Source organism: Qipengyuania sp. JB2-7, from assembly GCF_055693485.1.
The window spans coordinates 2677638-2701908 of sequence record NZ_CM146335.1 but is presented as its reverse complement, the minus strand read 5'-3'; the positions used below and the strand labels follow the sequence as shown (position 1 = coordinate 2701908).

General features: G+C 56.8%; 21 protein-coding genes, 1 pseudogene and 2 riboswitches. Of the genes and pseudogenes, 14 read left to right on the top strand and 8 right to left on the bottom strand.

Annotation, left to right across the window (positions count from 1 at the left end):
- Positions 1–4 precede the first annotated feature (4 nt).
- The 8 genes and pseudogenes from ACZ1GM_RS13565 (at position 5) to gcvPB (ending at position 10565) form a co-directional block, all read left to right on the top strand.
- Complete coding sequence (locus ACZ1GM_RS13565; RefSeq protein WP_472676920.1) at positions 5–997, top strand: ArsR/SmtB family transcription factor; 993 nt, start codon at positions 5–7, stop codon at positions 995–997.
- The gene (gene metF / locus ACZ1GM_RS13560) at positions 994–1950 is read left to right on the top strand and encodes a methylenetetrahydrofolate reductase (RefSeq protein WP_472676919.1); all 957 of its coding nucleotides are present in this window, start codon (positions 994–996) and stop codon (positions 1948–1950) included. The genes ACZ1GM_RS13565 and metF overlap by 4 nt, the downstream gene beginning before the upstream one ends.
- A complete protein-coding gene (locus ACZ1GM_RS13555) occupies positions 1947–2993 on the top strand; it encodes a homocysteine S-methyltransferase family protein (RefSeq protein ID WP_472676918.1) in 1047 nt (348 codons plus the stop codon). Before metF ends, ACZ1GM_RS13555 begins: the two co-directional genes overlap by 4 nt.
- Positions 2994–5645 (top strand): methionine synthase, encoded by a 2652-nt coding sequence (gene metH, locus ACZ1GM_RS13550; RefSeq protein WP_472676917.1) that lies wholly within the window; start codon positions 2994–2996, stop codon positions 5643–5645. It begins immediately after the preceding gene.
- Between the two features lie 52 nt (positions 5646–5697).
- A riboswitch (glycine riboswitch) is annotated at positions 5698–5800 on the top strand.
- Positions 5801–5911: riboswitch (glycine riboswitch) on the top strand.
- A 50-nt stretch (positions 5912–5961) separates the two neighbouring features.
- The gene (gcvT, locus tag ACZ1GM_RS13545; RefSeq protein ID WP_472676916.1) at positions 5962–7098 is read left to right on the top strand and encodes a glycine cleavage system aminomethyltransferase GcvT; all 1137 of its coding nucleotides are present in this window, start codon (positions 5962–5964) and stop codon (positions 7096–7098) included.
- Between the two features lie 4 nt (positions 7099–7102).
- Entirely contained in the window at positions 7103–7474 is a 372-nt protein-coding gene (gene gcvH, locus ACZ1GM_RS13540) for a glycine cleavage system protein GcvH (protein ID WP_472676915.1), read from the top strand.
- 41 nt (positions 7475–7515) lie between these two features.
- Complete coding sequence (gene gcvPA, locus ACZ1GM_RS13535; protein WP_472676914.1) at positions 7516–8883, top strand: aminomethyl-transferring glycine dehydrogenase subunit GcvPA; 1368 nt, start codon at positions 7516–7518, stop codon at positions 8881–8883.
- A gap of 94 nt (positions 8884–8977) precedes the next feature.
- Positions 8978–10565: pseudogene (gcvPB, locus tag ACZ1GM_RS13530) on the top strand (aminomethyl-transferring glycine dehydrogenase subunit GcvPB).
- Positions 10566–11188: 623 nt separating this feature from the next.
- Here gcvPB and ACZ1GM_RS13525 read toward each other — a convergent pair.
- Both ACZ1GM_RS13525 and ACZ1GM_RS13520 read right to left on the bottom strand, forming a co-directional pair.
- Positions 11189–11425 carry a hypothetical protein gene (locus ACZ1GM_RS13525; RefSeq protein WP_472676913.1) on the bottom strand — a complete coding sequence of 79 codons (237 nt, stop codon included), beginning with the start codon at positions 11423–11425 and terminating at the stop codon, positions 11189–11191.
- Positions 11426–11445: 20 nt separating this feature from the next.
- Complete coding sequence (locus tag ACZ1GM_RS13520; protein WP_472676912.1) at positions 11446–12501, bottom strand: sulfotransferase family protein; 1056 nt, start codon at positions 12499–12501, stop codon at positions 11446–11448.
- A 444-nt stretch (positions 12502–12945) separates the two neighbouring features.
- On the opposite strand from ACZ1GM_RS13520, the gene serS reads away from it, so the two are divergent.
- The 3 genes from serS to ACZ1GM_RS13505 are packed head-to-tail and all read left to right on the top strand — an operon-like array spanning position 12946 to position 16095.
- Positions 12946–14226, top strand: coding sequence for a serine--tRNA ligase (gene serS, locus ACZ1GM_RS13515; RefSeq protein WP_472676911.1), 1281 nt, complete (start codon positions 12946–12948; stop codon positions 14224–14226).
- Positions 14226–14990 (top strand): 5'/3'-nucleotidase SurE, encoded by a 765-nt coding sequence (gene surE / locus ACZ1GM_RS13510; RefSeq protein WP_472676910.1) that lies wholly within the window; start codon positions 14226–14228, stop codon positions 14988–14990. The genes serS and surE overlap by 1 nt, the downstream gene beginning before the upstream one ends.
- A 13-nt stretch (positions 14991–15003) precedes the next feature.
- Positions 15004–16095: a potassium channel family protein gene (locus ACZ1GM_RS13505; RefSeq protein ID WP_472676909.1), complete on the top strand. Its 1092-nt coding sequence runs from the start codon at positions 15004–15006 to the stop codon at positions 16093–16095.
- A gap of 25 nt (positions 16096–16120) precedes the next feature.
- On the opposite strand, the gene ACZ1GM_RS13500 is transcribed toward ACZ1GM_RS13505, so the two are convergent.
- A complete protein-coding gene (locus ACZ1GM_RS13500) occupies positions 16121–16396 on the bottom strand; it encodes a hypothetical protein (protein WP_472676908.1) in 276 nt (91 codons plus the stop codon).
- Between the two features lie 76 nt (positions 16397–16472).
- Positions 16473–16850, bottom strand: a complete 378-nt coding sequence (locus tag ACZ1GM_RS13495; protein ID WP_472676907.1) for a DUF1761 domain-containing protein — start codon at positions 16848–16850, stop codon at positions 16473–16475.
- Between the two features lie 199 nt (positions 16851–17049).
- Here ACZ1GM_RS13495 and rimO point away from each other — a divergent pair, with 199 nt between their 5' ends.
- From rimO to ACZ1GM_RS13480, 3 genes are all read left to right on the top strand, one after another.
- A complete protein-coding gene (gene rimO, locus ACZ1GM_RS13490; RefSeq protein ID WP_472676906.1) occupies positions 17050–18426 on the top strand; it encodes a 30S ribosomal protein S12 methylthiotransferase RimO in 1377 nt (458 codons plus the stop codon).
- A 7-nt stretch (positions 18427–18433) separates the two neighbouring features.
- Positions 18434–19153 carry a transglutaminase-like domain-containing protein gene (locus ACZ1GM_RS13485; protein ID WP_472676905.1) on the top strand — a complete coding sequence of 240 codons (720 nt, stop codon included), beginning with the start codon at positions 18434–18436 and terminating at the stop codon, positions 19151–19153.
- A gap of 129 nt (positions 19154–19282) precedes the next feature.
- A complete protein-coding gene (locus ACZ1GM_RS13480) occupies positions 19283–19717 on the top strand; it encodes a hypothetical protein (RefSeq protein ID WP_472676904.1) in 435 nt (144 codons plus the stop codon).
- Here the strand turns inward: ACZ1GM_RS13480 and ACZ1GM_RS13475 are convergent.
- The 4 genes from ACZ1GM_RS13475 to ACZ1GM_RS13460 form a co-directional block, all read right to left on the bottom strand.
- On the bottom strand, positions 19635–20489 hold the full coding sequence (locus tag ACZ1GM_RS13475) for a DUF6065 family protein (RefSeq protein ID WP_472676903.1): 855 nt from the start codon (positions 20487–20489) through the stop codon (positions 19635–19637). The genes ACZ1GM_RS13480 and ACZ1GM_RS13475 overlap by 83 nt on opposite strands.
- Positions 20490–20516: 27 nt before the next feature.
- Positions 20517–21713: a S8 family peptidase gene (locus ACZ1GM_RS13470; RefSeq protein ID WP_472676902.1), complete on the bottom strand. Its 1197-nt coding sequence runs from the start codon at positions 21711–21713 to the stop codon at positions 20517–20519.
- Between the two features lie 399 nt (positions 21714–22112).
- Complete coding sequence (locus ACZ1GM_RS13465; protein ID WP_472676901.1) at positions 22113–23390, bottom strand: lipopolysaccharide biosynthesis protein; 1278 nt, start codon at positions 23388–23390, stop codon at positions 22113–22115.
- An 18-nt stretch (positions 23391–23408) separates the two neighbouring features.
- Entirely contained in the window at positions 23409–24209 is an 801-nt protein-coding gene (locus ACZ1GM_RS13460) for an NTP transferase domain-containing protein (protein ID WP_472676900.1), read from the bottom strand.
- Positions 24210–24271 lie beyond the last annotated feature (62 nt).

The following is a 24271-nucleotide window of genomic DNA, read 5'->3' as shown; positions in this document are numbered from 1 at the left end:
CGCGATGAAGACCGAGGCCATCTTTCGCGCGCTTTCCGATCCGACCCGATTGCGGATTATGAAGCTATTGGGCGCCATGGAATTGGCCGTCGGAGAGCTGGCGCAGGTTCTGGGACAAAGTCAGCCGCGCGTATCGCGCCATGTCGGCATTTTATGCGATGCCGGTTTGGCAGAGCGCCGTAAAGAAGGAAGCTGGGTTTTCCTGCGCGCCCCAACGAAAAACCCGAAATTAATTGAATCTGCGCTTCGACTGGTCAATATCGCCGAAATTGGTGACACGGAATTCGTGGCTCAATGTCGGGAAGATGCAGATAAATTGTCCCGCATTCGCTCATCTCGTCAGGCGGCGGCTGAGGGTTATTTTGCACAGCATGCTGAGAATTGGGATGAACTGCGCCGCCTGCACAGTCCGGATCAAACAGTCGAAAACGCTCTGATCGACATTCTCGGTTCGGGCCCTGTTGGCGAGACTCTCGATATCGGCACGGGCACTGGCCGGATGGTTGAGCTGTTCGCTGAAGCTGCCGACAAGATTGTCGCGCTCGACAAGAGTCTGGAGATGCTGCGGATTGCGCGTGCTCGCTTGCAAGATATCCCTACTGACAAGCTCGACTTCGTCCAAGGAGACTTCAGCGACTTGCCATTCGCAGCGGATTCCTTCGACACGGTTATGCTGCATCAGGTGCTTCATTTTGCGCAGGTTCCAGCGATAGCTTTGCAAGAGACGGGCCGGGTCCTGCGGGCTGGGGGTCGGATTGTGATTGTCGATTTTGCGGCACATGATCGCGAAGAGTTACGCGACAAATTTGCTCATGCGCGCCTCGGTTTTGCAGATGAACAGATCGATCACATGCTGCGTGAGGCAGGTTTTAGGACAGCTGAGCCGGTTGCTTTTGATGAAGGCGAGTTAGTCGTGAAGATCTGGGTCGGTGAGAGATTGCCCGGGCGGCCCACCTCGCAGCCATTTCCCCCTACCTCCAAGGAGATGTCGGCATGAGCCCGACCCCGAAACCCACGATCGATCAAATGCGTGAGGCGCAAACAGCGCTCGACTCGCCGCTTTTCTCAGGTCTTCCGGGCGATATCGAAGTCAGCTTTGAGTTCTTCCCGCCAAAGACAGAGAAAATGGCCCAGACGCTGTGGGATAGTGTGAAAACGCTGGAACCGCTGGAGCCACGTTTTGTATCTGTCACATATGGAGCGGGGGGCTCGACCCGAGAGCGAACGCATGCGGCGGTGAACCGTATTGTCAAAGAAACATCCATGCCCGCAGCGGCGCATTTGACCTGTGTTGACGCAACGCGTGATGAGGTCGATGCAGTGGCGCGTGAATACTGGGCTCAAGGGGTTCGCCACATTGTGGCCCTGCGCGGAGACTCTCCGGAGGGCGACGGCAGCTATACACCGCATCCCGGTGGTTATGCCAACGCAGTGGAATTGATCGCTGGGCTCAAAAAAGTCGCCGATTTCGAGATTTCAGTCGCGGCCTATCCAGAGGTCCATCCCGATTCGCCCGATCGTCAGGCTGATCTCGAGAATCTCGCCGCGAAGTTTGATGCGGGTGCAACCCGTGCGATCACGCAATTTTTCTTCCAGCCTGATTGTTTTTTTCGCTTCCGCGATGAAGCGGTCGCGCGCGGCATTGATGCAGAGATTACACCCGGCATCATGCCCGTGATGAGTTTCGCCGCAGTGCAGCGCATGTCGAACCTGTGCGGGACGGCAATACCCGATTGGATGGCCGGGCTTTTCGATGGGCTGGATGAACGCCCTCAGGCGCGCCAGTTGGTATCGGCAACGATCTCTGCTGAAATGTGCCGTCGTCTCTACGCTGGTGGTGTCCGACAGTTCCACTTTTACACGCTCAATCGCGCCGAGCTAAGCTATGCGATTTGCCATATGCTCGGGCGGCGTCCGGCCATGGCCGCTATTAAGGGAGAGGCGGCATGAGCGCGCGTGAACAATTGCTTTCCGCCGCAGCTGAGCGTGTCCTGATCTGTGATGGCGCGTTTGGCACGCAAATTCAGGACCGTAAGCTGACGGAGGAAGACTATGCTGGTGAGCTTGGCCTGAAAGCGGATCAGAAAGGCAATAACGATATTCTGGCGCTTACGCGTCCCGATGTAATCGGTGACATCACCCGCGCTTATCTCGACGCTGGCGCTGACATGGTGTCGACCAATACCTTTTCCGCTAACCGCATTTCCCAAGCGGATTATGCCGCTGAAGATAAAGTGCGCGACATTAACATCGCATCCGCGAAGATCGCGCGCGAAATGGCAGACGAATATGCGGCAAAAGACGGCAAGTCGCGTTTTGTCGCGGGCGCCATCGGCCCGACCAATAAAACCCTATCGCTTAGCCCAGATGTCGAAGACCCCGGCTATCGCGAGATCGACTTCGACTTTCTGGTCGATGTGTATCACGAACAGGCCGCAGCTTTGGTCGAAGGCGGCGCTGATTTCATCCTGATTGAGACGGTCTTTGACACGCTCAATGCGAAAGCTGGCGTCTTCGCAGTCAAGAAGCTGAGCGATGAGCTGGGTCGCGACGTGCCGATCATGATTTCGATGACGCTCACTGACCTTTCTGGCCGCAATCTGTCAGGCCATACTGTCGAGGCATTCTGGTATGCTGTGCGCCATGCAAATCCAGTGACAATTGGCCTCAATTGCAGCTTCGGTGCGGAGCAATTGCGCCCTCACATAAAGCTGCTTTCAGATCTCGCGGATACGCTGATCCTGGCCTATCCCAATGCTGGTCTTCCCAATGAACTGGGCGAGTATGACGAGGCACCGGAAACCACAGCATCCCTGGTCAAACAATGGGCTGACAACGGTCAGGTGAATATCCTCGGCGGATGTTGTGGATCATCACCTGAGCATATTCGAGCGATTGCAGAGGCGGTTGAAGGTCTTACGCCGCGCAAGGCGCCTGCTCGCGAAACAGCCATGCAGCTTGCGGGCCTCGAACCGTTCACGATTGCAGCGTAGATGACCGAAAATTCCCCCAGTCTTTCTGGCGCCCGCTTCGTCAATATTGGCGAGCGCACCAATGTCACGGGCTCTGCCCGGTTCAAAAAGCTGATCATGGCGGATGATTATACGGCTGCGGTCGAGGTCGCGCGTCAGCAGGTCGAAAACGGTGCGCAGGTGATCGACGTCAATATGGATGAGGGTTTGCTCGACGCTGAAATGGCGATGACGACCTTTCTCAAGCTGATCGCGGCGGAGCCGGACATCGCCCGTGTACCTGTGATGATCGACAGTTCCAAATGGGACGTGATTGAGGCGGGTCTCAAATGCGTTTCGGGCAAGCCAATCGTAAATTCGATTTCGATGAAGGAAGGCGAGGAACCGTTCCTTGAACAGGCGCGCAAATGCATGGCCTATGGCGCGGCAGTGGTCGTCATGGCATTTGATGAGACGGGCCAGGCTGATACGCGAGACCGCAAAGTCGAAATTTGCACCCGCGCCTATAAGCTGCTGACAGGGATTGGCTTCCCGCCCGAAGGCATAATCTTCGATCCCAATATCTTCGCGGTGGCGACAGGCATCGAAGAGCATGACCGTTACGGGCTCGATTTTCTTGAGGCGTGTCGCGCGATCAAGACCGCTTGTCCGCATGCGAAAACCAGCGGCGGCCTCTCCAACCTATCCTTTTCGTTCCGCGGAAATGAGACAGTGCGCCGTGCGATGCACTCTGTTTTTCTGTACCACGCGATCCCTGCTGGCCTTGATATGGCCATCGTCAATGCTGGCCAGCTTGACGTCTATGACACGATTGATCCGGCACTGCGCGATGCCTGCGAAGATGTGATCCTGATGCGGCCCGTCGCAGGCGAGCAATCCGCGACGGAGCGCCTGATCGAACTTGCTGAAAGCTACAAGGGCAAGAGCAAGGAAGACGAAAAGCAGGCGGCGGAATGGCGCGGCTGGGCGGTTGAGAAACGGCTAGAGCATGCGCTGGTTAAAGGCATTGATGCCCATGTCGTCGATGACACAGAAGAGATGCGCGCTCTAACCGCCGAAAACGGTGGCCGCCCGATCGAAGTGATCGAAGGGCCGCTGATGGACGGCATGAATGTCGTTGGCGATCTGTTTGGCAGCGGCAAGATGTTCCTGCCACAAGTGGTCAAATCTGCCCGCGTGATGAAGAAGGCTGTTGCCCACCTCATTCCCTTTATCGAGGAGGAGAAGGCGCTGCTTGGCGGTGATGACGCCAAGGCCAAGGGCACCATCATTATGGCCACTGTGAAAGGCGACGTGCACGATATCGGCAAGAATATCGTCGGCGTGGTGCTGCAGTGCAATGGCTATGAAGTGGTGGACATGGGGGTCATGGTGCCGTGGCAGGACATTCTCAAATCCGCCAATGACAACAATGCGGATATGATCGGTCTGTCGGGCCTGATTACGCCCTCGCTCGATGAAATGGTGACGGTAGCTGAAGAGATGCAGCGCGCTGAGATGAACATGCCGCTGCTGATTGGTGGCGCGACGACCAGCAAGGTCCACACCGCACTTAAGATCGACCCTTCCTATGATGGGCCGGTTATCCATGTCCTTGACGCGAGCCGCGCGGTGGGGGTTGCTTCAAAGCTCTTGTCCGACACGCTGCGCGACGATTTCGTCGGCGAAACTGCTGATGACTACACCAAGGTTCGCGATGCGCGCGCGGGCAAGGGTCAGAGCAAGCTGCTCACTCTCGAAGAAGCGCGCGCGAACTATTACGATGCGTATCTGAGTGACAAGCCTGCTCCGCCTGCGCAGCCGGGCGTGCATGTCTTCGATGATTGGGATCTCGCGGATCTGCGCGACTACATCGACTGGACCCCGTTCTTCCGTGCATGGGAATTGCATGGGACTTATCCGAAAATCCTCGATGATGAGGTTGTTGGCGAAAGCGCACGCAGCCTCAAGGCAGACGCCGACGCAATGCTAGAAAAGATTATTAGCGAAAAATGGCTGACTGCACGTGGTGTCGCAGGTTTCTGGCCCTGCGCACGCGATGGCGATGATGTTACCATTCATCGGGTCAACCGCGAAGAGCATGTGACGCTTCCGTTTCTGCGCCAACAGGTGAAGAAAAGCCGTGACCGCGCGAATATGTGCCTTGCTGACTTTATTGATCCCGATGGTGATTGGATAGGTGGTTTCGCCGTTGGCATTCACGGGATTGAACCGCATATTGCTCGCTTCCAGGAAGATAAGGACGACTACTCAGACATCCTGCTAAAGGCGTTGGCAGATCGTTTTGCTGAGGCCTTTGCCGAGCGTTTGCACAAGCATGTCCGCACCGATTTGTGGGGCTATGCGCCCGGCGAGCAGCTGACCAATGAGGCGCTGATCAAAGAGGAATATCGCGGCATTCGGCCCGCGCCGGGTTATCCTGCATGCCCCGACCATTCGCTAAAGCCGATCCTATTCAAACTGCTCGAAGCGGAAAAGAATGTCGGTCTTTCTCTGACCGAAAGTTTCGCGATGTGGCCCACTGCCGCAGTCAGCGGGTTCTATTTCGGTCATCCAGAGGCGCAGTATTTCGGTGTCGCGCGAATTGGCCGTGACCAGTTGGAGGATTATGCAGAGCGGCGCGGAGTTGATCTATCCACTGCCGAGCGCTGGCTAAGGCCGAATCTGGATTGACGCTGCAGCGCAAAACGCGCAAAAAAACCAGTCGCCGCGGGAGTGATTCTGCGGACATATCAGCGGGAGAGTTCGAAGCTGGGACCAACCCAGTAACGGCACCGAAGGAGCAACCACCCCGGAAACTCTCAGGTACACGGGACCGCGATATGATCGACACTCTGGAAAGCGCCTTGGCTGAATAGCTGGGGCCACCGAAGGGGAAGGCCGGAATAGCCGAAAGGCAATCCGGCTAAGCTCTCAGGTATCCCGACAGAGGGGGTGAGTTTGCGCATGCCTTTGCCGGGCTTGCGCGTCACCTTGCGGGAGCACCCGATTGAGCGACGAAATACCTGAAGAACTTGGCACATTGCCGCTTGATGCTTGGCATAGAGCACAGGGCGCGCGGATGGTGCCATTTGCTGGCTATGAAATGCCGATCCAATATGCCGGAGAGCATGGCGGCATCGTTGCAGAGCATGAATGGACGCGTAATTCCGCCAGCCTGTTTGACGTGTCGCATATGGGCCAGCTCGCGCTGAAAGGCGAGGGCGCGGCGCACGAACTTGAGAAACTGCTGCCCGGCGCGATCTCTAATCTAAAGCCCGGCAAGATGCGTTATTCGATGCTGCTAACCGAGGCGGGCGGGATCATTGACGATCTGATGGTGACCAATACCGGCCCGCATATCGCGCTGGTCGTCAATGGTGCATGCAAGTGGGATGATATTGCCCATCTACGCGAGCATTTGCCCGATGACATAACACTTACTCATTTTGATGATTTTGCGTTGCTGGCGCTGCAAGGCCCCAAAGCGGGCGAAGTGCTGGAGGCGCTGATACCGGGCGCGGGCGACCTGACCTTCATGACGGCGGCTCTGTTTGAATATGATGGCGGCCATATCTGGGTCAGCCGCGCTGGCTATACTGGCGAAGATGGTTTTGAGATCGCTGTTCACAACAGCAAGGTTGAGGCGCTGGCCGACGCACTTGTTGCCGATGAGCGTGTTAACCCTGCTGGACTAGGTGCGCGTGACAGCTTGCGTTTGGAAGCGGGCTTGCCGCTCTATGGTCATGATCTGACGATCAACACAGACCCAGTAAGTGCGGACTTGAGCTTTGCCTTGTCCAAGAAACGCCGGACAGAAGGCGGCTATTTCGGGCATCAGGCAGTTGTCGCACGGCTCGCGGACGTAGAGGCGGGCACTTTGGCGCAGCGTCGCGTAGGCCTGACGCTGGAAGGCCGGATGCCTGCACGCGAAGGGGCAGAAGTTTACGCGGGCGACACGAAAATCGGCACCGTCACCAGCGGCGGATTTTCGCCCACACTCGGCCACCCGATCGCGATGGCTTATGTCGATGCCACGCATGCTGCAGAGGGCACTGCGCTCGAAATCGAAGTCCGCAACAAGAGATTACCCGCGAAGGTCACATCCATGCCCTTCGTCCCGCATCGCTATTACAGAGGGAAATGAACGAATGGCGCGTTACTTTACTGATGAACACGAATGGATTGATGTCGAAGGCGATAGCGCGACGGTGGGCATCACTGATTACGCGCAGGAACAGCTGGGCGATATCGTGTTTGTTGAACTGCCCGAAAGCGGCGCGATGCTCGACAAAGGCGGCGATGCGGCTGTGGTCGAAAGTGTTAAGGCCGCGAGTGACGTCTACGCGCCGATCACCGGCGAAGTGACTGAAGGGAATGCGGCATTGGAAGACGACCCGGCGCTGGTGAACAGCTCGCCCGAGGAAGAGGGCTGGTTCTTCCGCATGACCATTGGCGATGCGTCCGAGTTGGAAGGGCTGATGGATGCCAAGGCGTACAAGGCGTTTGTGGACGGGCTTTGATCCGTTGCGCTGGTGAGGTGCCGGCATGAAGAGGTGAATTGATGCGTTACTTACCCCTGACCGACAATGATCGCGGCGAAATGCTCGCCAAAATCGGTGCGAGCAACATTGATGATCTGTTTGTCGATGTTCCCGAAGAGGCGCGGCTTGATGGCCCCATTCGCGGCCTGCCAATGCATGCCAGCGAGATGGCTGTCGAAAAGCATATGCGCACGTTATCGAAAAAGAATCTGGCGGCGGCGGATGCTGCGTTCTTCCTAGGGGCAGGGGCGTATAAGCACCATGTGCCCGCAAGCGTCGATCACATCATTCAGCGTGGCGAGTTCCTGACGGCCTACACGCCCTATCAGCCCGAAATTGCGCAAGGCACGCTGCAAATGCTGTTTGAATTTCAAACGCAGGTTGCGCGGCTCTATGGCTGTGCGGTTGCCAACGCATCGATGTATGACGGCTCGACCGCGTGCTGGGAAGCGGTGGCGATGGCCAGCCGCATTGCGCGCGGCAAGAAGCCTAAGGTTGTGCTCTCCGGCGCGCTGCACCCGCATTATGCCGAAGTCGTCAGGACGATGGCAAAGTTCACCGATGACGAAATTGCCGATGCTTTACCCAGCCTTACGGCAGAGCCAGATAATGCGGGCCTGATCAGCCGGATTGACGAGCAAACTTCCTGCGTCGTTGTGCAATATCCCGATATTCTCGGGCGTCTGCCGAACATCGCGGAAATAGCCGAGGCTGCGCATGCCAAGGGCGCGCTGGTTATTGCCGTAAATACGGAGCCTGTGGCTCTGGGCGCGATCAAATCGCCGGGCGAGCAGGGCGCGGACATCGTCGTGGGCGAGGGGCAAGCGCTGGGTGTTGGCCTGCAATTTGGCGGGCCATATCTCGGTCTGTTCGCGGTGCGCGATCCCAAGCATGTACGGCAAATGCCGGGCCGACTGTGCGGCGAAACTACCGATGCAGAGGGCAAGCGCGGCTTCGTTCTGACGCTGTCGACGCGTGAGCAGCATATCCGGCGCGAAAAGGCGACCAGTAACATCTGCACCAATTCGGGCCTCTGCGCGCTGGCGTTCAGTGTGCATATGACGTTGCTGGGCGAGAAGGGGCTGCGTCAGCTCGCGGCGGAAAATCACCGCTTGGCGTGCCTTGCTGCCGAGCGCTTGGCGAAGGTGCCGGGTGTGACTGTGCTCAACAACGGCTTTTTCAACGAATTCACGCTGTTACTCGATGCAGATGCGCGCAAGGCCGTGCGCAATATGGCGGAGAAGAAAGTGCTGGCTGGCGTATCGCTGGGCCGGTTGTTCCCGAACGTCGAAGCTCTCGCCAATGGCCTGCTGGTGGCCGTGACAGAGACGACCAGCGAAGAGGATATCGAGACGCTCGCGACCGCTCTTGAGGAGGAATTGTCATGACTAACGTGAGTTTCACCGTTCGTCCTGAGCCTGTCGAAGGACAGTTTGGCGGGCGCTCGTACTTCGACAACCTAAGCACGAGCGGAGATGTGCAATGAACGCTCCCAACGCATCAGGGTGGAAACCGGGAACCCCCGTGTCGGGCGATTTCGCTGTCGAATCCGGCCCTGCGACCGTGACAGGTAATCGCGCGCTAATGCTGGAAGAACCGCTGATCTTCGAGATTGGGACCACTGACACAACTGGTGTTGATCTGCCCGAACCGGCGGCGGATGCAACCAACCGGCTTGGCGGTCTTGATCGCGATGGTCCAATCGGATTGGCTGGACTGTCTGAACCGGAAACCGTGCGTCATTACACACGCCTCAGCCGTCAGAATTACGGGATCGATCTGGGCTTCTTCCCGCTCGGCTCGTGCACCATGAAGCACAATCCACGCCTGAATGAGAAAGTCGCGCGGATGCCCGGTTTTGCCGATGTGCACCCGTTGCAGCCGGTTGATACGGTGCGCGGTGCGCTGGAAGTGATCAATGAGCTGGCGTTCTGGCTAATCGACCTAACCGGTATGAGCGGCGTTGCCATGAGCCCCAAGGCGGGCGCGCATGGCGAGTTGTGCGGTATTCTGTGCATTCGAGCCGCGCTGGAGGCGCGGGGGGATGCTCGCAAGGTCGTGCTGGTGCCGGAAAGCGCGCATGGCACAAACCCAGCGACCGCTGCTTTCGCGGGTTATGAGGTAGAGGATATCCCTGCGACGGCTGAGGGACGTGTTGATCTCGAAGCATTGAAGGCGCGTCTCGGCCCTGACGTCGCAGCGGTCATGATCACGAACCCCAACACATGCGGTTTGTTTGAACCTGATTTGAAAGCAATCTCTGACGCAGTGCATGCGGCGGGCGGTTTTGTCTATTGCGACGGTGCAAACTTCAACGCGATTGTCGGCAAGGTTCGCCCCGGCGACCTCGGCGTCGACGCGATGCACATCAATCTGCACAAGACATTCTCGACCCCGCATGGCGGTGGCGGCCCTGGCTCTGGCCCGGTGGTGTTGTCTGAGGCTTTGGCTCCCTTTGGGCCGCTTCCTTACACTGCCCGGACCAAGGACGGTGTTGTCCACCTGATCGAAGAAGAAGATGCGGACGCGTTTTCCGAAGAACATTTCAACGGCGTGATGCAAAGCTTTGGCCGGATGACGGCGTTTCATGGCCAGATGGGCATGTTTACCCGTGCGCTGACCTATATGCTCAGCCACGGTGCAGACGGCCTGAAACAGGTTGCGGAAGACGCGGTGCTGAATGCCAATTACCTGCTACGAAACCTTGAGGATGTGCTGCATGCACCCTTTGGTGCGGTACGGCCCCTGCATGCATGAGGCGCTGTTCGGCGATGCCGGATTTGCCGAGGACTTGTCGACTCTCGATCTGGCCAAGGCGCTGATTGACGAGGGTTACCACCCGATGACCATGTATTTCCCGCTGGTTGTGCATGGGGCCATGCTGGTCGAGCCGACGGAGACTGAGAGCAAAGCGTCGCTGGATCAGTTTATTGCCGCGCTGCGCAGTGTGGCGGAGCGGGCCAAGGCTGGTGATGAGAGCATGAAAGCAGCGCCATATTACGCGCCGCGTCGCCGCCTTGATGAAACGCAGGCTGCGCGTAAGCCAAAGCTGGTCTGGAGCGAGGAGTAGCCACCGAGCTGCGCAATCGACACGTGACGCATTCGAACAAACCGGATTGCTTTGCCGTGGTTTACTGATCTTATCATCCGATGCGGGAGGAGCGTGTGACGATGAGGAGTGTGACAGCATTGCTGGCCGGGTGTGGTTTAGGTCTTGCCGCTTTAACGGCACCAACCCCCGCCTCGGCAGGCGTTCTCTAAGCGCATGGAGGTGCTACAACTTACCTCACGGTCCAGCCAGCCGAACTTTTATGGTTTCAGCCCCGCGCCAAACCATCAGATGGTGGTTGGGGCACGAATGGAAGGGGACATTGGGGATGAACAAAGGGTTGAACCGTGAAGGGGCAACAAACGAAACCGGCGGTCAGATGGCGGTGTTTTGAAGGCCTGGCTCGCGGCCATTTACGCACGGAGAGATGGAGCGTCTGTTCCTCACGCGTTCTGGCATTCCCTGGAAAGTCTTTGATGAGTCTGACATCGAAAGCTGGGTGGGTGCGGCGCGACCGGCTGATCCCGCGCACCGCGAAGAGGTGCCTGCTCTAGGAAACTGGAGCAGGAAAAAAGGACGCGACCCTTCGTGGATCACGCCCTTTCACTTGGTATATCTGACGCTTATTTTAAGAATCTCGGTCTTTACGCTGGCTGTTTGACGACCGGTGGCTGCGGGGTCACGGCCTCAGCCTCACGACTGTCGCGATACTTCTTGAGTGCGTAGCCTCCGGCAGCAACAGCGATCATTGCGGGAATGCTCATCTTGCGAAGAACGAATGGCGCTGCCGCGCCTAGCATCGCGCCAGTTGGACCGCCGATCGCGCCAGTCTTCTGAGCGATTTTTGCACCGAGGGCGGACCCTAAGACTTTGTTCAACATGGTAAATCTCCTTTGACAGTCTAACGGTCTTTCAATCGAAAGGTTCCGAATTTACCGGAGATATCAGCGATCAAGCGCGCCGTTTGGCTCGGTCGCGTACCGAATGCCTGTTCTTGAGGAATATCGAACGCGCGGACGTAATGGCTGAGCTCTTCGTTCACAACGTCAGGTGAAAGCCCGAATTGCTCAAGCGTATAGCGGTGCGGATGCCGCTTCAGCTGCTTGGATCGCTCAAGAAACGCCTCCATACCAGGCACGGCGGGCTCCATATCCAATTCAAGGAACCGATAGACCCGCTTCATCGTGCCGCGCCAATCCTGATCCATATCGTCATAGCGAACGTCGATCATGCGTTCAGCAGGAATAGCTTTGCGAGCGGCCATCATTCGATCAATTTGCAATCGCGTTTTGCGCAGCCATTCGCGACCAACCTCATTCGGATCGGCGTGATCGGAATAAATGATGGTCTGATTCCAAGCGAGCGAGGCTGCACTGCCAACCACTTGCTGAGGGTCGCGATGGCTGAAGATGATTCGGGCGTCGGGGAACACGCTGAGCAGCGCGGGCAGGTCGAGCATGTGCTGCGGTGTTTTCAGGATCCACGGACGGAGGCTCGAAACCTGTTGTGACCAGCCGACGAGCCTCAGCAAATCGGCCATATAGCGATATGCTGGCGTGGGGTCCTGCCCCTCACACCATGCGGCATAGCTCGGCACATGCCACTGCGCTTCATGCTTCATGCCCCACATGCTGGCGACGAGCAGGCCCAGCTCTTCTTCTGGCTCATAAGGCCCGGTGGGATGGATTGACAGGGTCCGCGGATTGGCAAGCCGTGCAACCTTCATGATGCGCGCGGCCAGGATCGGGCGGAAGTCCTTTTTCTCGCCCGCCATCACTCTCTCAAAATCAGGGCGCGGCACGGGACTGATCGTTTCAAAGCTGCGCATATGCGTAAAGCGCTGATCACTTGCGAGCAGGCGGTGAAGACGCGTTGTACCGGAACGCATTGGGCCGACGATGATAACCGGACGCTTGATGGGCCGGGCGAGTATCTCAGGATGCTTCGAGAACCACATTTGCGCGCGCAACCTGTCGCGCAACACGTGGTGAAATTGCGCCATGGCCGACCAATCACCGGCTGCGTTCAGGCGCGCTTCGCTGCGCACAGAGTTCTAGCAATACTTCAAGAGGTTGTTCAAACCACCGGTCGCCGAAATCGTCGAGGCCTGTTTCATCCACGGCTCGTGCCAGCAGATGATCTTTCTTCAAGTTTGCCTGGCTGATCGCACCAACTGCCCTGCCTATACGAATGAAGCGATCTAAGCCGCCAATAAAAGGTGTCCGGCGTGGAGGCTGGTCATGCGGATGCGGCACTATAACTGGGTCTTACTCATTGGAAAGATTGATTGAACAATCCCGCAATAAACAAACAACTCTCGCGATCAAGCGCGACCATTTGCTTCGCCAACAGGCGCGATCTTCACTAGCATTTGGAGGCAGGCGAAGGCATAGGCGCTGGCATGCACGATATTCGCACAATTCGAGACGACCCGGACGGCTTTGACGCGGCGCTGGCGCGGCGCGGACTTGGCCCGGTTGCCGCAGATATTCTGGCGCTGGATGCCAAGCGGCGCGAGGTGACGACCAAGCTGCAAGAGGCACAAAGCCGCCGCAATGAAGCCTCCAAAGCCATTGGTAAGGCGATGGGGCAGGGTGATGCGGAAAAGGCCGAGGCGCTGAAGGCTGAAGTTGCTGAGCTGAAGCAGTCTATGCCAGCGCTTGAAGAGGAAGATCGGGCGCTTGGCGAAGAACTTCGCATGGCGTTGCTTGTTCTCCCCAATGTCCTTGATCCCAGTGTTCCTGATGGCGAAGATGAGAATGACAATGTCTATCTGCGCGAATGGGGCGAGAAACCTCAGTTCGATTTCGAACCGCAAGAACATGCCGACATTGCGCCCGCGCTCGGTATGGATTTTGAAACCGGCGCGAAGATTTCCGGCGCGCGTTTCACATTTCTGCGTGGGGACATAGCACGGCTGCATCGTGCTCTCGGACAGTTCATGCTCGATAACAACACGCGCGAGCATGGCTTTGTAGAGTGCAATCCGCCACTGTTGATCAATGAAGAAGCCGGGTACGGCACCGGTCAATTGCCGAAATTTGGGGAGGATCTGTTCCGCACCACGGATGACCGATTGCTGATATCAACGTCGGAAATGGTGCTAGGAAACTCGTTTCGCGAACAGCTCTTCGCCGAAACCGACTTCCCAATGCGTTTGACGGCGCTCACGCCATGCTTCCGTTCTGAAGCAGGTGCGGCTGGTCGTGACACGCGCGGCTTCATCCGCCAGCATCAGTTCGAAAAAGTCGAAATGATCGTGGCCGCTTTGCCCGAAAAGGCAGAGGAAGAGCTTGATCGGATTACCGGCGTTGCAGAGGGTTTGTTGCAGAGTCTCGGGCTGCACTATCGGGTCATGGCTCTATGCTCGGGCGATATGGGTTCGGCAATGATGAAGACGTATGATTTGGAAGTCTGGCTTCCCGGTCAATGCGCCTATCGTGAGATCAGCTCTTGTTCTAATGGCGGAACCTATCAGCCGCGGAGAATGAATGCGCGTTATCGTCCAGAAGGCGAGAAGAAGAGCGAGTATTTCCATATGCTCAACGGCTCTGGTCTCGCGGTGGGTCGCACGCTGGTGGCGATTATCGAAAATTATCAGCAGGCTGATGGCAGCGTTCTGATCCCAGAGGTTTTGCATCCCTATATGGGTGGCGTGACCAAGCTTGAGCCTGCTGCTTGATGCGTATTCTGGTCACCAATGATGACGGCATTCACGCGCCGGGGTTAGAGGTGCTCGAAGAGATCGCGCGCGAGTTTTCGGATGACATTTGGGTGTGCGCGCCGTCAGAAGAGCAATCGGGCGCGGGGCATTCTCTGACGCTTAACGAACCTGTGCGCCTGCGCCAGCATAGTGAGCGACGCTTGTCAGTTAGTGGGACGCCCACCGATTCTGTCATGATGGCGCTTCGCAAAGTTATGCCGGACAAGCCTGACCTGGTGCTTTCCGGCGTCAATCGCGGGGCCAATCTAGGTGATGACATCACCTATTCGGGGACCGTGTCCGCCGCGATTGAAGGCGCATTGGCGGGTATCCGATCTATTGCGCTGAGCCAAGTCTATTCGCGCGAAGGCATGGCGGACACAGTACCATTCGATGCAGCGCGTGTGTGGGGACCGAAAGTCATTGCACCACTTCTCGACGTGCCTTTGCCTGAACGTACGCTGGTGAATGTGAATTTTCCGCCTATCGCCGCCGAGGCGGTCAAAGGTATCCGTGTTGTACGGCAGGGGTTTCATGATTACTCGCGTGGTTCGCTTGTCGAGGGCAAGGATCCGCGAGGCTACGACTATTTCTGGTTCGGCCTGCATGCGATTGAACACACTCTCGATCATGGGACAGATCTGGAGGCGATTGCCGATGGCTATGTCGCGGTGACGCCCTTACAGCTTGATCTAACGCATTACAGTTCGCTCGATACGCTTGCGGAACGCTTCGCGCAGTGACACAAGACGCGCGATGAAAGAGAAGCCGATCGATCGTATCGTGCCACGCAAACCGCCAGCCCGTTCGCGGCGTTCCCGCTTCACGCCTATTCGCCGTGCGGTAAGAATTCCCGTCTGGGGCGATCTTGCGATCCGCATTGGTCTCGCCTTCGGATTGATCTTCCTCGTGATCATGATCCATTGGTGGGACCGTGAAGGTTTGGTCGACAATCTCGATGGCGAGGTCAGCTTTCTCGACGTTGTCTATTTTACCATGATCTCTGTCACCACGACAGGTTTTGGCGATATTGCGCCGATTTCTGACCGGGCGCGATTGATTGAGGCAGTTATCGTGACTCCAATCCGGTTTGCGGTGTTCTTTATCTTTGTCGGCACCGCATACAATTTCATTATTAAGCGCAGTTGGGAGAAGTGGCGCATGGCCCGCATCCAAGAGCAATTGTCCAATCACATCGTCGTTTTGGGCTTCGGCATTTCAGGGTCGGAAGCGGTCGACGAGCTGATTGAACGCGGCACTGATCCAAGCACGATCGTGGTTATTGATCCCAGCGAAGACCGCCTTGCTGAGGCGGAAAAGCTTGGTTGCAACGTCATGGCAGCAGATGCCACGCGCGATGATACGCTGGCAGCCGTGCGAATTTCCGAGGCGCAAAACGTTCTGGTGTCCGCGGGGCGTGATGACACATCGATCCTGATCGTTTTGACGGTGCGTGCGATGGCTCCCGATATTCCGATTAGTGTGGTCGTAAGGGCAGACGACAACGAATCCCTTGCCCGCCAAGCGGGCGCAGACAATGTCATCAATCCGGTTCGTTTCACGGGTTTGCTGTTGGCGGGTAGCGCAAAGGGTGAACACATTGCGGATTACCTCGCCGATCTCGCCTCTGTCACGGGCCGTGTTCAGTTGGTCGAGCGTGTCATCACCGATGAGGAATGCGGCTGCGCGATTACGGACCTGAAATCAGGCGGGCGCGGTTTGCGCGTTTATCGCGATGGCAAGGTTCTGGGTTTCTGGGAGGAAGCCTGCCAGAATCTTCAACCGGGCGATGTGGTGGTCGAGATTGTCCCAACCGAAAACGGCAATTCGAACGGCGACACGCACTGATGGGGATCTGTCACGAAATACCGGCTTATTGAACGTCTACCCCTCTTGCGGCGGCGCGCATGTCCTGTGCTTGAGCGTCCTTTTCAAGAAGTACAGACTTCCATTGGTCCTGCGTCAGGCATTGCTTGGTAAAGCGCGTTCGGCTGTTGGTCATTGGCCGCCGCACGCATATTCGGGTTTCGGGATCTTCGATGTCCATGGTGGCCGCACGTTCGGAGTTTTTCGCAAAGACCTTTGGCGGCTTCGCACTGAGCGAAGTGGCGGTGAGCGCAACAGCAACAATAGCGGCATATTTGAGCATGACGTTCCTCCAACCGTGTTCGAGATCAGGCTACCCGTTGTCTGTGGCAGTCGCAAGGCACGTTGAAGATGGGCGGCTAAGGTAACAATGCGTGGACTGTACCCATGGCGATGTAAAACAGGATCCAATAACCAGCATCGATGAAGAACAGCGCTTTGCCTTTTTGGCTGAACAAATAGTTCGTGCCCAATGCAGGGATGATAAAGCCCACCGCCACACCCAGAGCAGTCATCACTTTAGCCATCAAAGATAGCTCGTAATCATAGCTCGCGAAGGTATGCGCCAAAGTCCAGCTTGCGATCAGCGAAAACGCGAAGGCACCGCCGTAGATTAAGCCCATATTGCCTTCTTTGATCTGATCCTCTGTCAGGCCAACAGCGCCCATCCATTTCTTGCCCATGATCGGCCCATACCAAATGCCGCCAACGACAAATCCCATCACAGCGGTACGCAATGATGCCTATCCAGTTTACGTCGAACACTATGCCTCTCCCTGATTTCTTTTGAATCAAGCCACCCGCTCCCTCCACCCTTACCACTTGGATGCTACCGGGCACAAATCCCGGTGGTAGGGTGGAGGGAGCGGGTGGCTTGGCCGACCCAGAGAATATCTAGCCTATTAGAGCGGCTACGTGTAGAGGCGCCCGCAAATCATGAGCAAAGCAACTATTCTCCCAGACCAAAAGAAGGTCGGTATGGTCAGCCTCGGCTGCCCGAAAGCGCTGGTCGATTCTGAGCGTATTCTGACCCGTTTGCGCGCCGATGGCTACGCTATGAGTCCGGATTATGCCGGGGCTGATGTTGTGCTGGTGAACACATGCGGCTTTCTTGACAGTGCGAAGGAAGAGAGCCTTGCCGCCATTGGTGAAGCGATCGCTGAAAATGGCCGGGTGATTGTAACGGGGTGTATGGGCGAAGAAGCCGATGCGATCCGCGCCGCGCACCCGCAGGTTTTGGCTGTCTCCGGCGCGCACCAATATGAACAGGTGGTTGAGGCCGTGCATGAACATGCGCCGCCAACGCAGGGGCCATTTGTTGATCTGATCCCACAACCTGACATCAAGCTGACTCCACGCCACTACAGTTACCTCAAGATTTCAGAGGGTTGCAATCATTCCTGCGCGTTCTGCATCATCCCGGACTTGCGCGGGAAACTGGCCAGTCGGCGGATTGATGCTGTGCTGCGCGAAGCGGAAAAGCTGGTCGCTGCGGGCACGAAAGAGCTGCTGGTGATTAGCCAGGATACGTCCGCTTACGGTGTCGACACGCGGCATGAAGAACGCGAATGGAAGGGCAATCCCGTCCGCGCCCATATGACTGACCTTGCTCGTGAACTTGGGCAGTTACGCACCGATCAGGGGGCACCGCCATGGGTACGGCTTCATTACGTATATCCCTATCCACATGTTGATGCGGTGATCCCCCTGATGGCGGAAGGGCTGCTGACCCCATATCTGGACATACCATTCCAGCACGCGGCACCATCAGTACTCAAATCAATGCGGCGTCCAGCGAATGAGGCGAAAGTCCTCGAGCGACTTAAGAAGTGGCGCGATATCTGCCCGGATATCGCGGTGCGATCCAGCTTCGTCGTCGGCTTCCCGGGTGAGACAGAGGACGACTTCCGCTATTTGCTCAATTGGCTGGAGGAAGCCCAGCTCGACCGGGTTGGCGGCTTCCGGTTTGAGCCGGTTGAAGGCGCGCGCGCGAATGATTTACCCAACCCTGTACCAGAAGCGGTGAAAGAAGAACGCTATGCTCGGTTGATGGAACTGACTGAGCGTATTTCGGCTGCAAAACTGCAAAACAAGATTGGCCGGACCCTTCCAGTGATTATCGATGAAGTGGGTGAGCCTGATGAAGATGGCGATGTCGGAGCGACGGGACGATCTCAGGCTGATGCGCCAGAAATTGATGGCGCGGTCTATCTCCGCGATGTTCCCGCTGATCTGGCGACCGGCGATATTGTCAACATCACGGTCGAGGATGCCGATGCGCATGACCTTTATGGCGTTATAGACCAGAATTGACCCGGCGATGATTCTTGAGATTACGGCGGAAGTCGCATTTCATCTTGATGAGCCGGGTGACGCTTTGCTGCAGTTCGAGGCCGCAGCGCTGTCATCGCAAACCATAACCAGTGGCAACGTTCAGGTATCAGGCCGCAAGTACGAGGAGACCGTGCCAGCGCATGGCGAAATCGGTCACCGCACATGGATAACCGGTTCGGGACGTATTGAGGCGGGCTATCACGCCAGAACCGAAATACATCGCCGTGATGAAGACGTTGGGCGATTTGATCAGCTGCCAGCGCATGAAATTCCGGGCGATGCTGTCGAGTATTTACTAGAATCGCGTTTCTGCCAGGCTGGTAGGTTCCAAAATTTTGTCGATTCAGAGTTTGCCGGAACATCCGGCGGTGAGCGGGCGAGAGCCAACCACGACTGGGTAAGCGCTCATTTAGAGTATGCCCCCGGCGCAAGCGGGCCCGGCAGCACGGCCATGGACAGCTTCGTCGATCGGCAAGGCGTTTGCCGGGACTTCGCCCATGTCGTGATTGCTATGGCTCGTGCTTCGGCGATCCCCGCGCGCTATGTGGCTTGCTATGCCCCTGATGTGAAACCGCAGGATTTTCATGCCGTTGCCGAAGTTCTGCTAGCTGACCCGAACCATTCGAACGGGCATTCTTGGCAACTCATTGATGCGACTGGGATGGCGAAACCTTCAGAAACGTGCCGTTATTGGCGTTGGGCGTGATGCTGCTGATGTAAGCTTTCTCACGACCTTCGGACCAGCAACGTTTCTGTCGAGTAAAGTGAGCGTCAAGCGCCTCTGACGAGCGGCTACGATAGATTAACGTCCTCGGTTATTCGCGCGGGGTATGGTATGCTTTCGGTCATGCAAAAGCTCTCGCTCAGCCTAGTCGTTCCCATGGCAATCGGTGCTATGAGCGCCGCATGCGCCCCTACTGATCCCCATGCCATAGCCGACGGCGAAGGTCCGAAGAGCGGGACTGCTGAGCCATCAGCTGAAAGGGTTACTATGTCAGACAAAGTTTCCAACGATCTTCACAAGGCCTTCGCCGCACATAGCGACAATGCCGATCATCGCGAGCGGGTGATTATTACGATGGCTGATATGGGCGATATGGCCGCCATGGAGGCGATGGACGGATTGGATGTCATTGATACGATGGGCAGTATGCCGATCATCGTCGCCAATGTTGATGCAAAGGCTCTCAAATCGCTTGCTGAAAGTGACACGGTGAAGCGGGTCGAACCTGATGGTGAGATGCGCATTCAGCCCATCCCTGAAGACTAGGCAAGGTCAGTCTACTCGCTTTCGCAAGCCGCTTATAGGCCGACCGGTCCGTGTTATGCAGTCGGTTCCATTCGGCCAATTTATCCAACCCATTGCGCACCATCCGGCTGTGTGAAGCAAGCAATCTGGCATCGGTTTCGCTCGCGGCCATCGGCACTGGAATGGCCTGTGCCAACGGTTCGCCAGCCTTCACATGAACCGGTTTTTCGCTTGTCGGCAGATTGAAAACCAAATTCACGCAATCGGCATACCACGCCGTTTCGACCAGTCCTGAGAGCATGTGCAGGCCGTCTTGCCGCGACCGATTGATGGGCGGCGCAAAGAGCAGGCCCATTCCGCTTTCTGTTGTGAACACATAGGGCAAGTGAACTTTGACTTGGCCCTGCTGATCTTCCCGCTCAAAAAAGCTCAACCCCGGCACAACAACATCGCCTGCGCGCTCCTTGACATGCTCGGCAATTGCAAAGCGGTTCGACTTGAAGAAGTGCGTGGGGTCATCATGAACATAGAAGACTCTGTTGGCGCACCCTCCAGACACTGGCGAACGAAACGCCCGCGCGCCTGATGGCACATCAGTTGGCAGGCAATACCCCCAACTAAACGGCGCCGGGATCATCAGACCCACAGCATTGGCAGCAACAAAAGGGCGGCACTGTTCGCGCCGCCCATATCCCTTGGGGACTTTGTCGCGGGTTTTTGGTGATGCGGGAACCGGCGCATGTAGCTTCGCCGTCAATGGAAGGATGGATACTCCAAGGCCCTGTTTGCTCATGTCCAGCTCCCGATCACACGCGCGTGATTAGATCACGAATTCTGGCGCTGTGCCGATGAAAAATGCGGCGGTATTCGCATTCACGCGGCCTTTGCCATACTTTTCAGGATCTTGGTCGCCCACCCGATCAACGAAGGTGTTGAGCATCCAGCGCACCTGTTTGTTATTCGCACCGCGATGCGAACCCCAGGCGAGCGCGCCGACACCTGACACATGCGGACAAGCCATGGAGGTTCCGCTCAATCGGCCATAGCCGCCACCTCGCGTCGTCGAGAGGACGGATACGCCCGGCGCGCAAACCTCGATCTGTGGCCCACGGCTGGAGAAGTTGGCAATCGTATCGGTTGAATCGACTGCCGAAACCGCCATCACATGCGGATATTGCGCCGGGAAACCGACTGTGTTGTTACCGGGACCAGAATTGCCGGCTGCCGCTACCAGCAGGATGCCATCATCATAGGCGGCCTCGCACATATCGCCGAGTGCTTGTGGGGCGCCGCCGCCGCCAAGACTCATGCTCGCAACGCGTGCACCTTTCTTGGACATGATCCAATCGAGTGCCGCGATTAGCCAGCTCCAGTTCCCGCTACCGCTGCTCGACAGCACCTTGACGGGATAGAGATAAGCATAGGGCGCAACGCCCACCACACCGATATTGTTCATCGCTGCGGCAACGGTTCCGGCGCAATGCGTACCGTGGCCGTTAAAATCCTCGGTCGAACTTTCCGTGGGGACAAAGCTCTTGCCAGTTTTCAGATTGGCGACGAGGTCAGGGTGATCAGAATCGATACCAGTGTCGAGAATAAACACCTTGATCCCCTCACCCTGGCTGCTTGGCCACGCCGCTGGTGCCTTGACCTGAGTGATGCCAGTTGGGGTGGTCTGCGCGGCTGCAATCGGTTCGTCGAGCGCAAACATCTGCCCATCTTCCTCGACGCGCAGGACATTGCCATCCTTCTCAAGCTTCTTCATTTCGGCCTTGGTCAGATTGGCCATCAGGATCGGCGCGGAATAACGGTTTACGTCATAACCCAACATCGCCATGTCTTGGCCTGATGAAACCGGCCGCGCACGGGTAGAGACCTCCTCGGCAGTCAGGAAGGTAATCTCATCATCCAATGCAGCGGACAAAATCTCCTGCTTATCCTTCTTGGTTGAACGCTTATCCTTAGGTTTGAAAGTAATAATATAGGGCTGCCTGTCAGTATTTTTCGTAGTAGCCATGATAAACTCCAATATAGGTTGGCTTATATCATGCGCGTTACTTCACAATGTGTGATGCACGGCGGGACTCTCCCACACCCGCCTGAGACAGGGCAGTTAAAATTTTCTGTTTATATGTATAACTGGCCTAACGACTCAGGAGGCATCATGATATGACCGATGCTCCATCACGAATTGTACAATTTCGTACAAAAATATTTCCGTGATGAATCATATATTTGATAGCACGAAATATTTACGAAGGTTAATATTTGTGGTCGAGTAGTTTATTGCATGCGATCAGATGAGTCAGGGGTCATGCCGCGGAATCGCCAAATTCTGCCAGCGTATCGAGGCAAAGTCTGCCAATCCCGATGCGGTTGAAAGACTCTCTGCGGAAGCGGAACTGCCTGGCGCCGGCTAGCTCGCTTTGGGATCGGGCTCGTCCTCCGGTGTGCCGACCGTGATGCGGATCTGTTGCAGCGAGATAATCGCAACCCAGAAGCCGACTACGGACAGCGCGCTTGCGCCGAGGACTGCGAACGCTGCGCCTTTCAATCCATTCCACCCCATCGCGACGTCGAGCAGGCCCAGTGCCAGCAGTGTCGGAACGGCTCTCACCAAGAATGCTGTGCCCGCTTTGCCTGCACTTACCAGCAGCGATTCAAGGCTGGCCCCGACCAGTTCAACCGCACCTGCAATGGCAAGAATGACCATCGCCCAATAGACGACCTGAAATTCAGGGCCTGCAATCGCCACCAGTCCCCAGCGACCAAAGAAGATCGCGAACATGACAGCCAACACGCCGCCGATCAGAGCAATATTGGCCATGCGGCGGGCAATCTGATGTGCATTGTCCTGGGCGTGAACCAGCTCAGGATAAATCGCCTTGGAAACTGTCTGTGCCAGCTGAACCAGCGCCTGCCCCAATTGGCTCGCGACGCGAAAACCGCCTGCAAATGCCTCTCCGCCAATGGCGCCGACCAACAAGATCATGACCTGCTTGCCAGCGATATTGAGGCTACCGGTCATATTGGTCGACCAGACAAAGCGCCACGCATCGGCGTGATCACGCGGGATGCGCCACAAGCTGATCTGCGACATATCGATGCGTTCATCGCGCACCGCCACGATCCACAAGGTTGCTGCCACCGCAACCTCTACCGCCGCCCACGCAAGGATAAAGCCAGCAACGGTGGGCATAAAAAGCCAGGCGAGCACAGCTCCCGCAGCCCGGATGGTGGGCTGCACTGCCTCGGCGGCGGTCGCCTTGCCATATTTGAAACGCAGTCTCAGCAAGCCGGTCGGGGTGGTGCGGATCGATAAAAGCGAGATGATGCAATAGCCAAATGTCAGCCACAGCAACTCATCTGGCAGGGGTAGCCATAATTGTGCGGTGGAGACCAGGATAGCCGCCAGCACGCTGCCCATGACGACGGACAACAGATCGAGCGCTATGGCAAATCCGGTTGCCTCGCCTGGCCCGTCTTTCCCCGCACCCCAGCGCACAACAAATTGCCACGTCTGAAAGTTGGCAAGGCCGGTGACTGTCTGGCCGAGAGCGATAATGATGGCAAAATGGCCGAACCCATCAAGGCCCAACGTTCGCGTCGCGAGCGCGAGGTAAACCAGGCTGAGCACGGCGTTGAAGCCGCGTCCGGTCAGCAGCCAGCCAATATTGCGAAAAAGACGCGTCATGCCGCTTGATGCTGTGCCTTAGCCAGCGTTCGCGGCCCGCTTCGCCAGCAGCCTTTCGGTGACATCAAACGTCCGCTCATTGTCGACATCAACTGCGAATTCGCCGCGCGACATGACAATCGGGCAAAGCTTAAAACCAAACCGCTTGGAGACTTGCGCGAAAAGTTTCTCTTTAGTGCCCCAGCCCAGATAGAAGCGGATCAGGTTCATAACGCCAAATGCCTTGGCAATGCGGCTTGGGAACTTCACAAATTGACCACCGCCGCGCATGATTTCCGCAGCGGAAAGCGCTTCTGCATTGCCGATCCAATAGGTGTTGCAGTTTGAATAGCCGCCGTCGGTAAACTCATAGAACTTTGCCTGCCCTTGCGGATCGGCGGCGATCACGTCGTTCTTGCGGGCGAGCGCGGCAGCTGCATCGGCATTTTCGGCGAGCGCGCCATCGATAAATTCCGCATACCCCTCAGGCGTGACCAGGCAGTTGTCCGCGGTGGTAATCATGACCGGAAAATCAGCGCCGTCGACGCCTGCAAAAACGCTGTCGACAATATTGAATGCGCCCGATTTGAACTTCAGGCGGCCTTCGCTTTCCAGCTTTCCAATCAGTGGGATAGCACGAATTTCTTCTGGTTCGTGTGCGACGACATGTATGGCGCCGATACGATCACATTGCGAGACTGCCTCGACGACGTGCTCTATCATGGGTCTGCCGCCAACCGGTACAACGCATTTCTGATTGACGCCTGCGCGCTGCGCCAGTGGGTCCAGAACGCCGGATCGCTTGCCGGCCATGATGAGTGCTGTGATTTTCCCGTCCATACAGGTGCAGATAGTCCCCTTTTTGGTTAACGCAAAGTCTTGTCATGCGACACGTGGTCCGC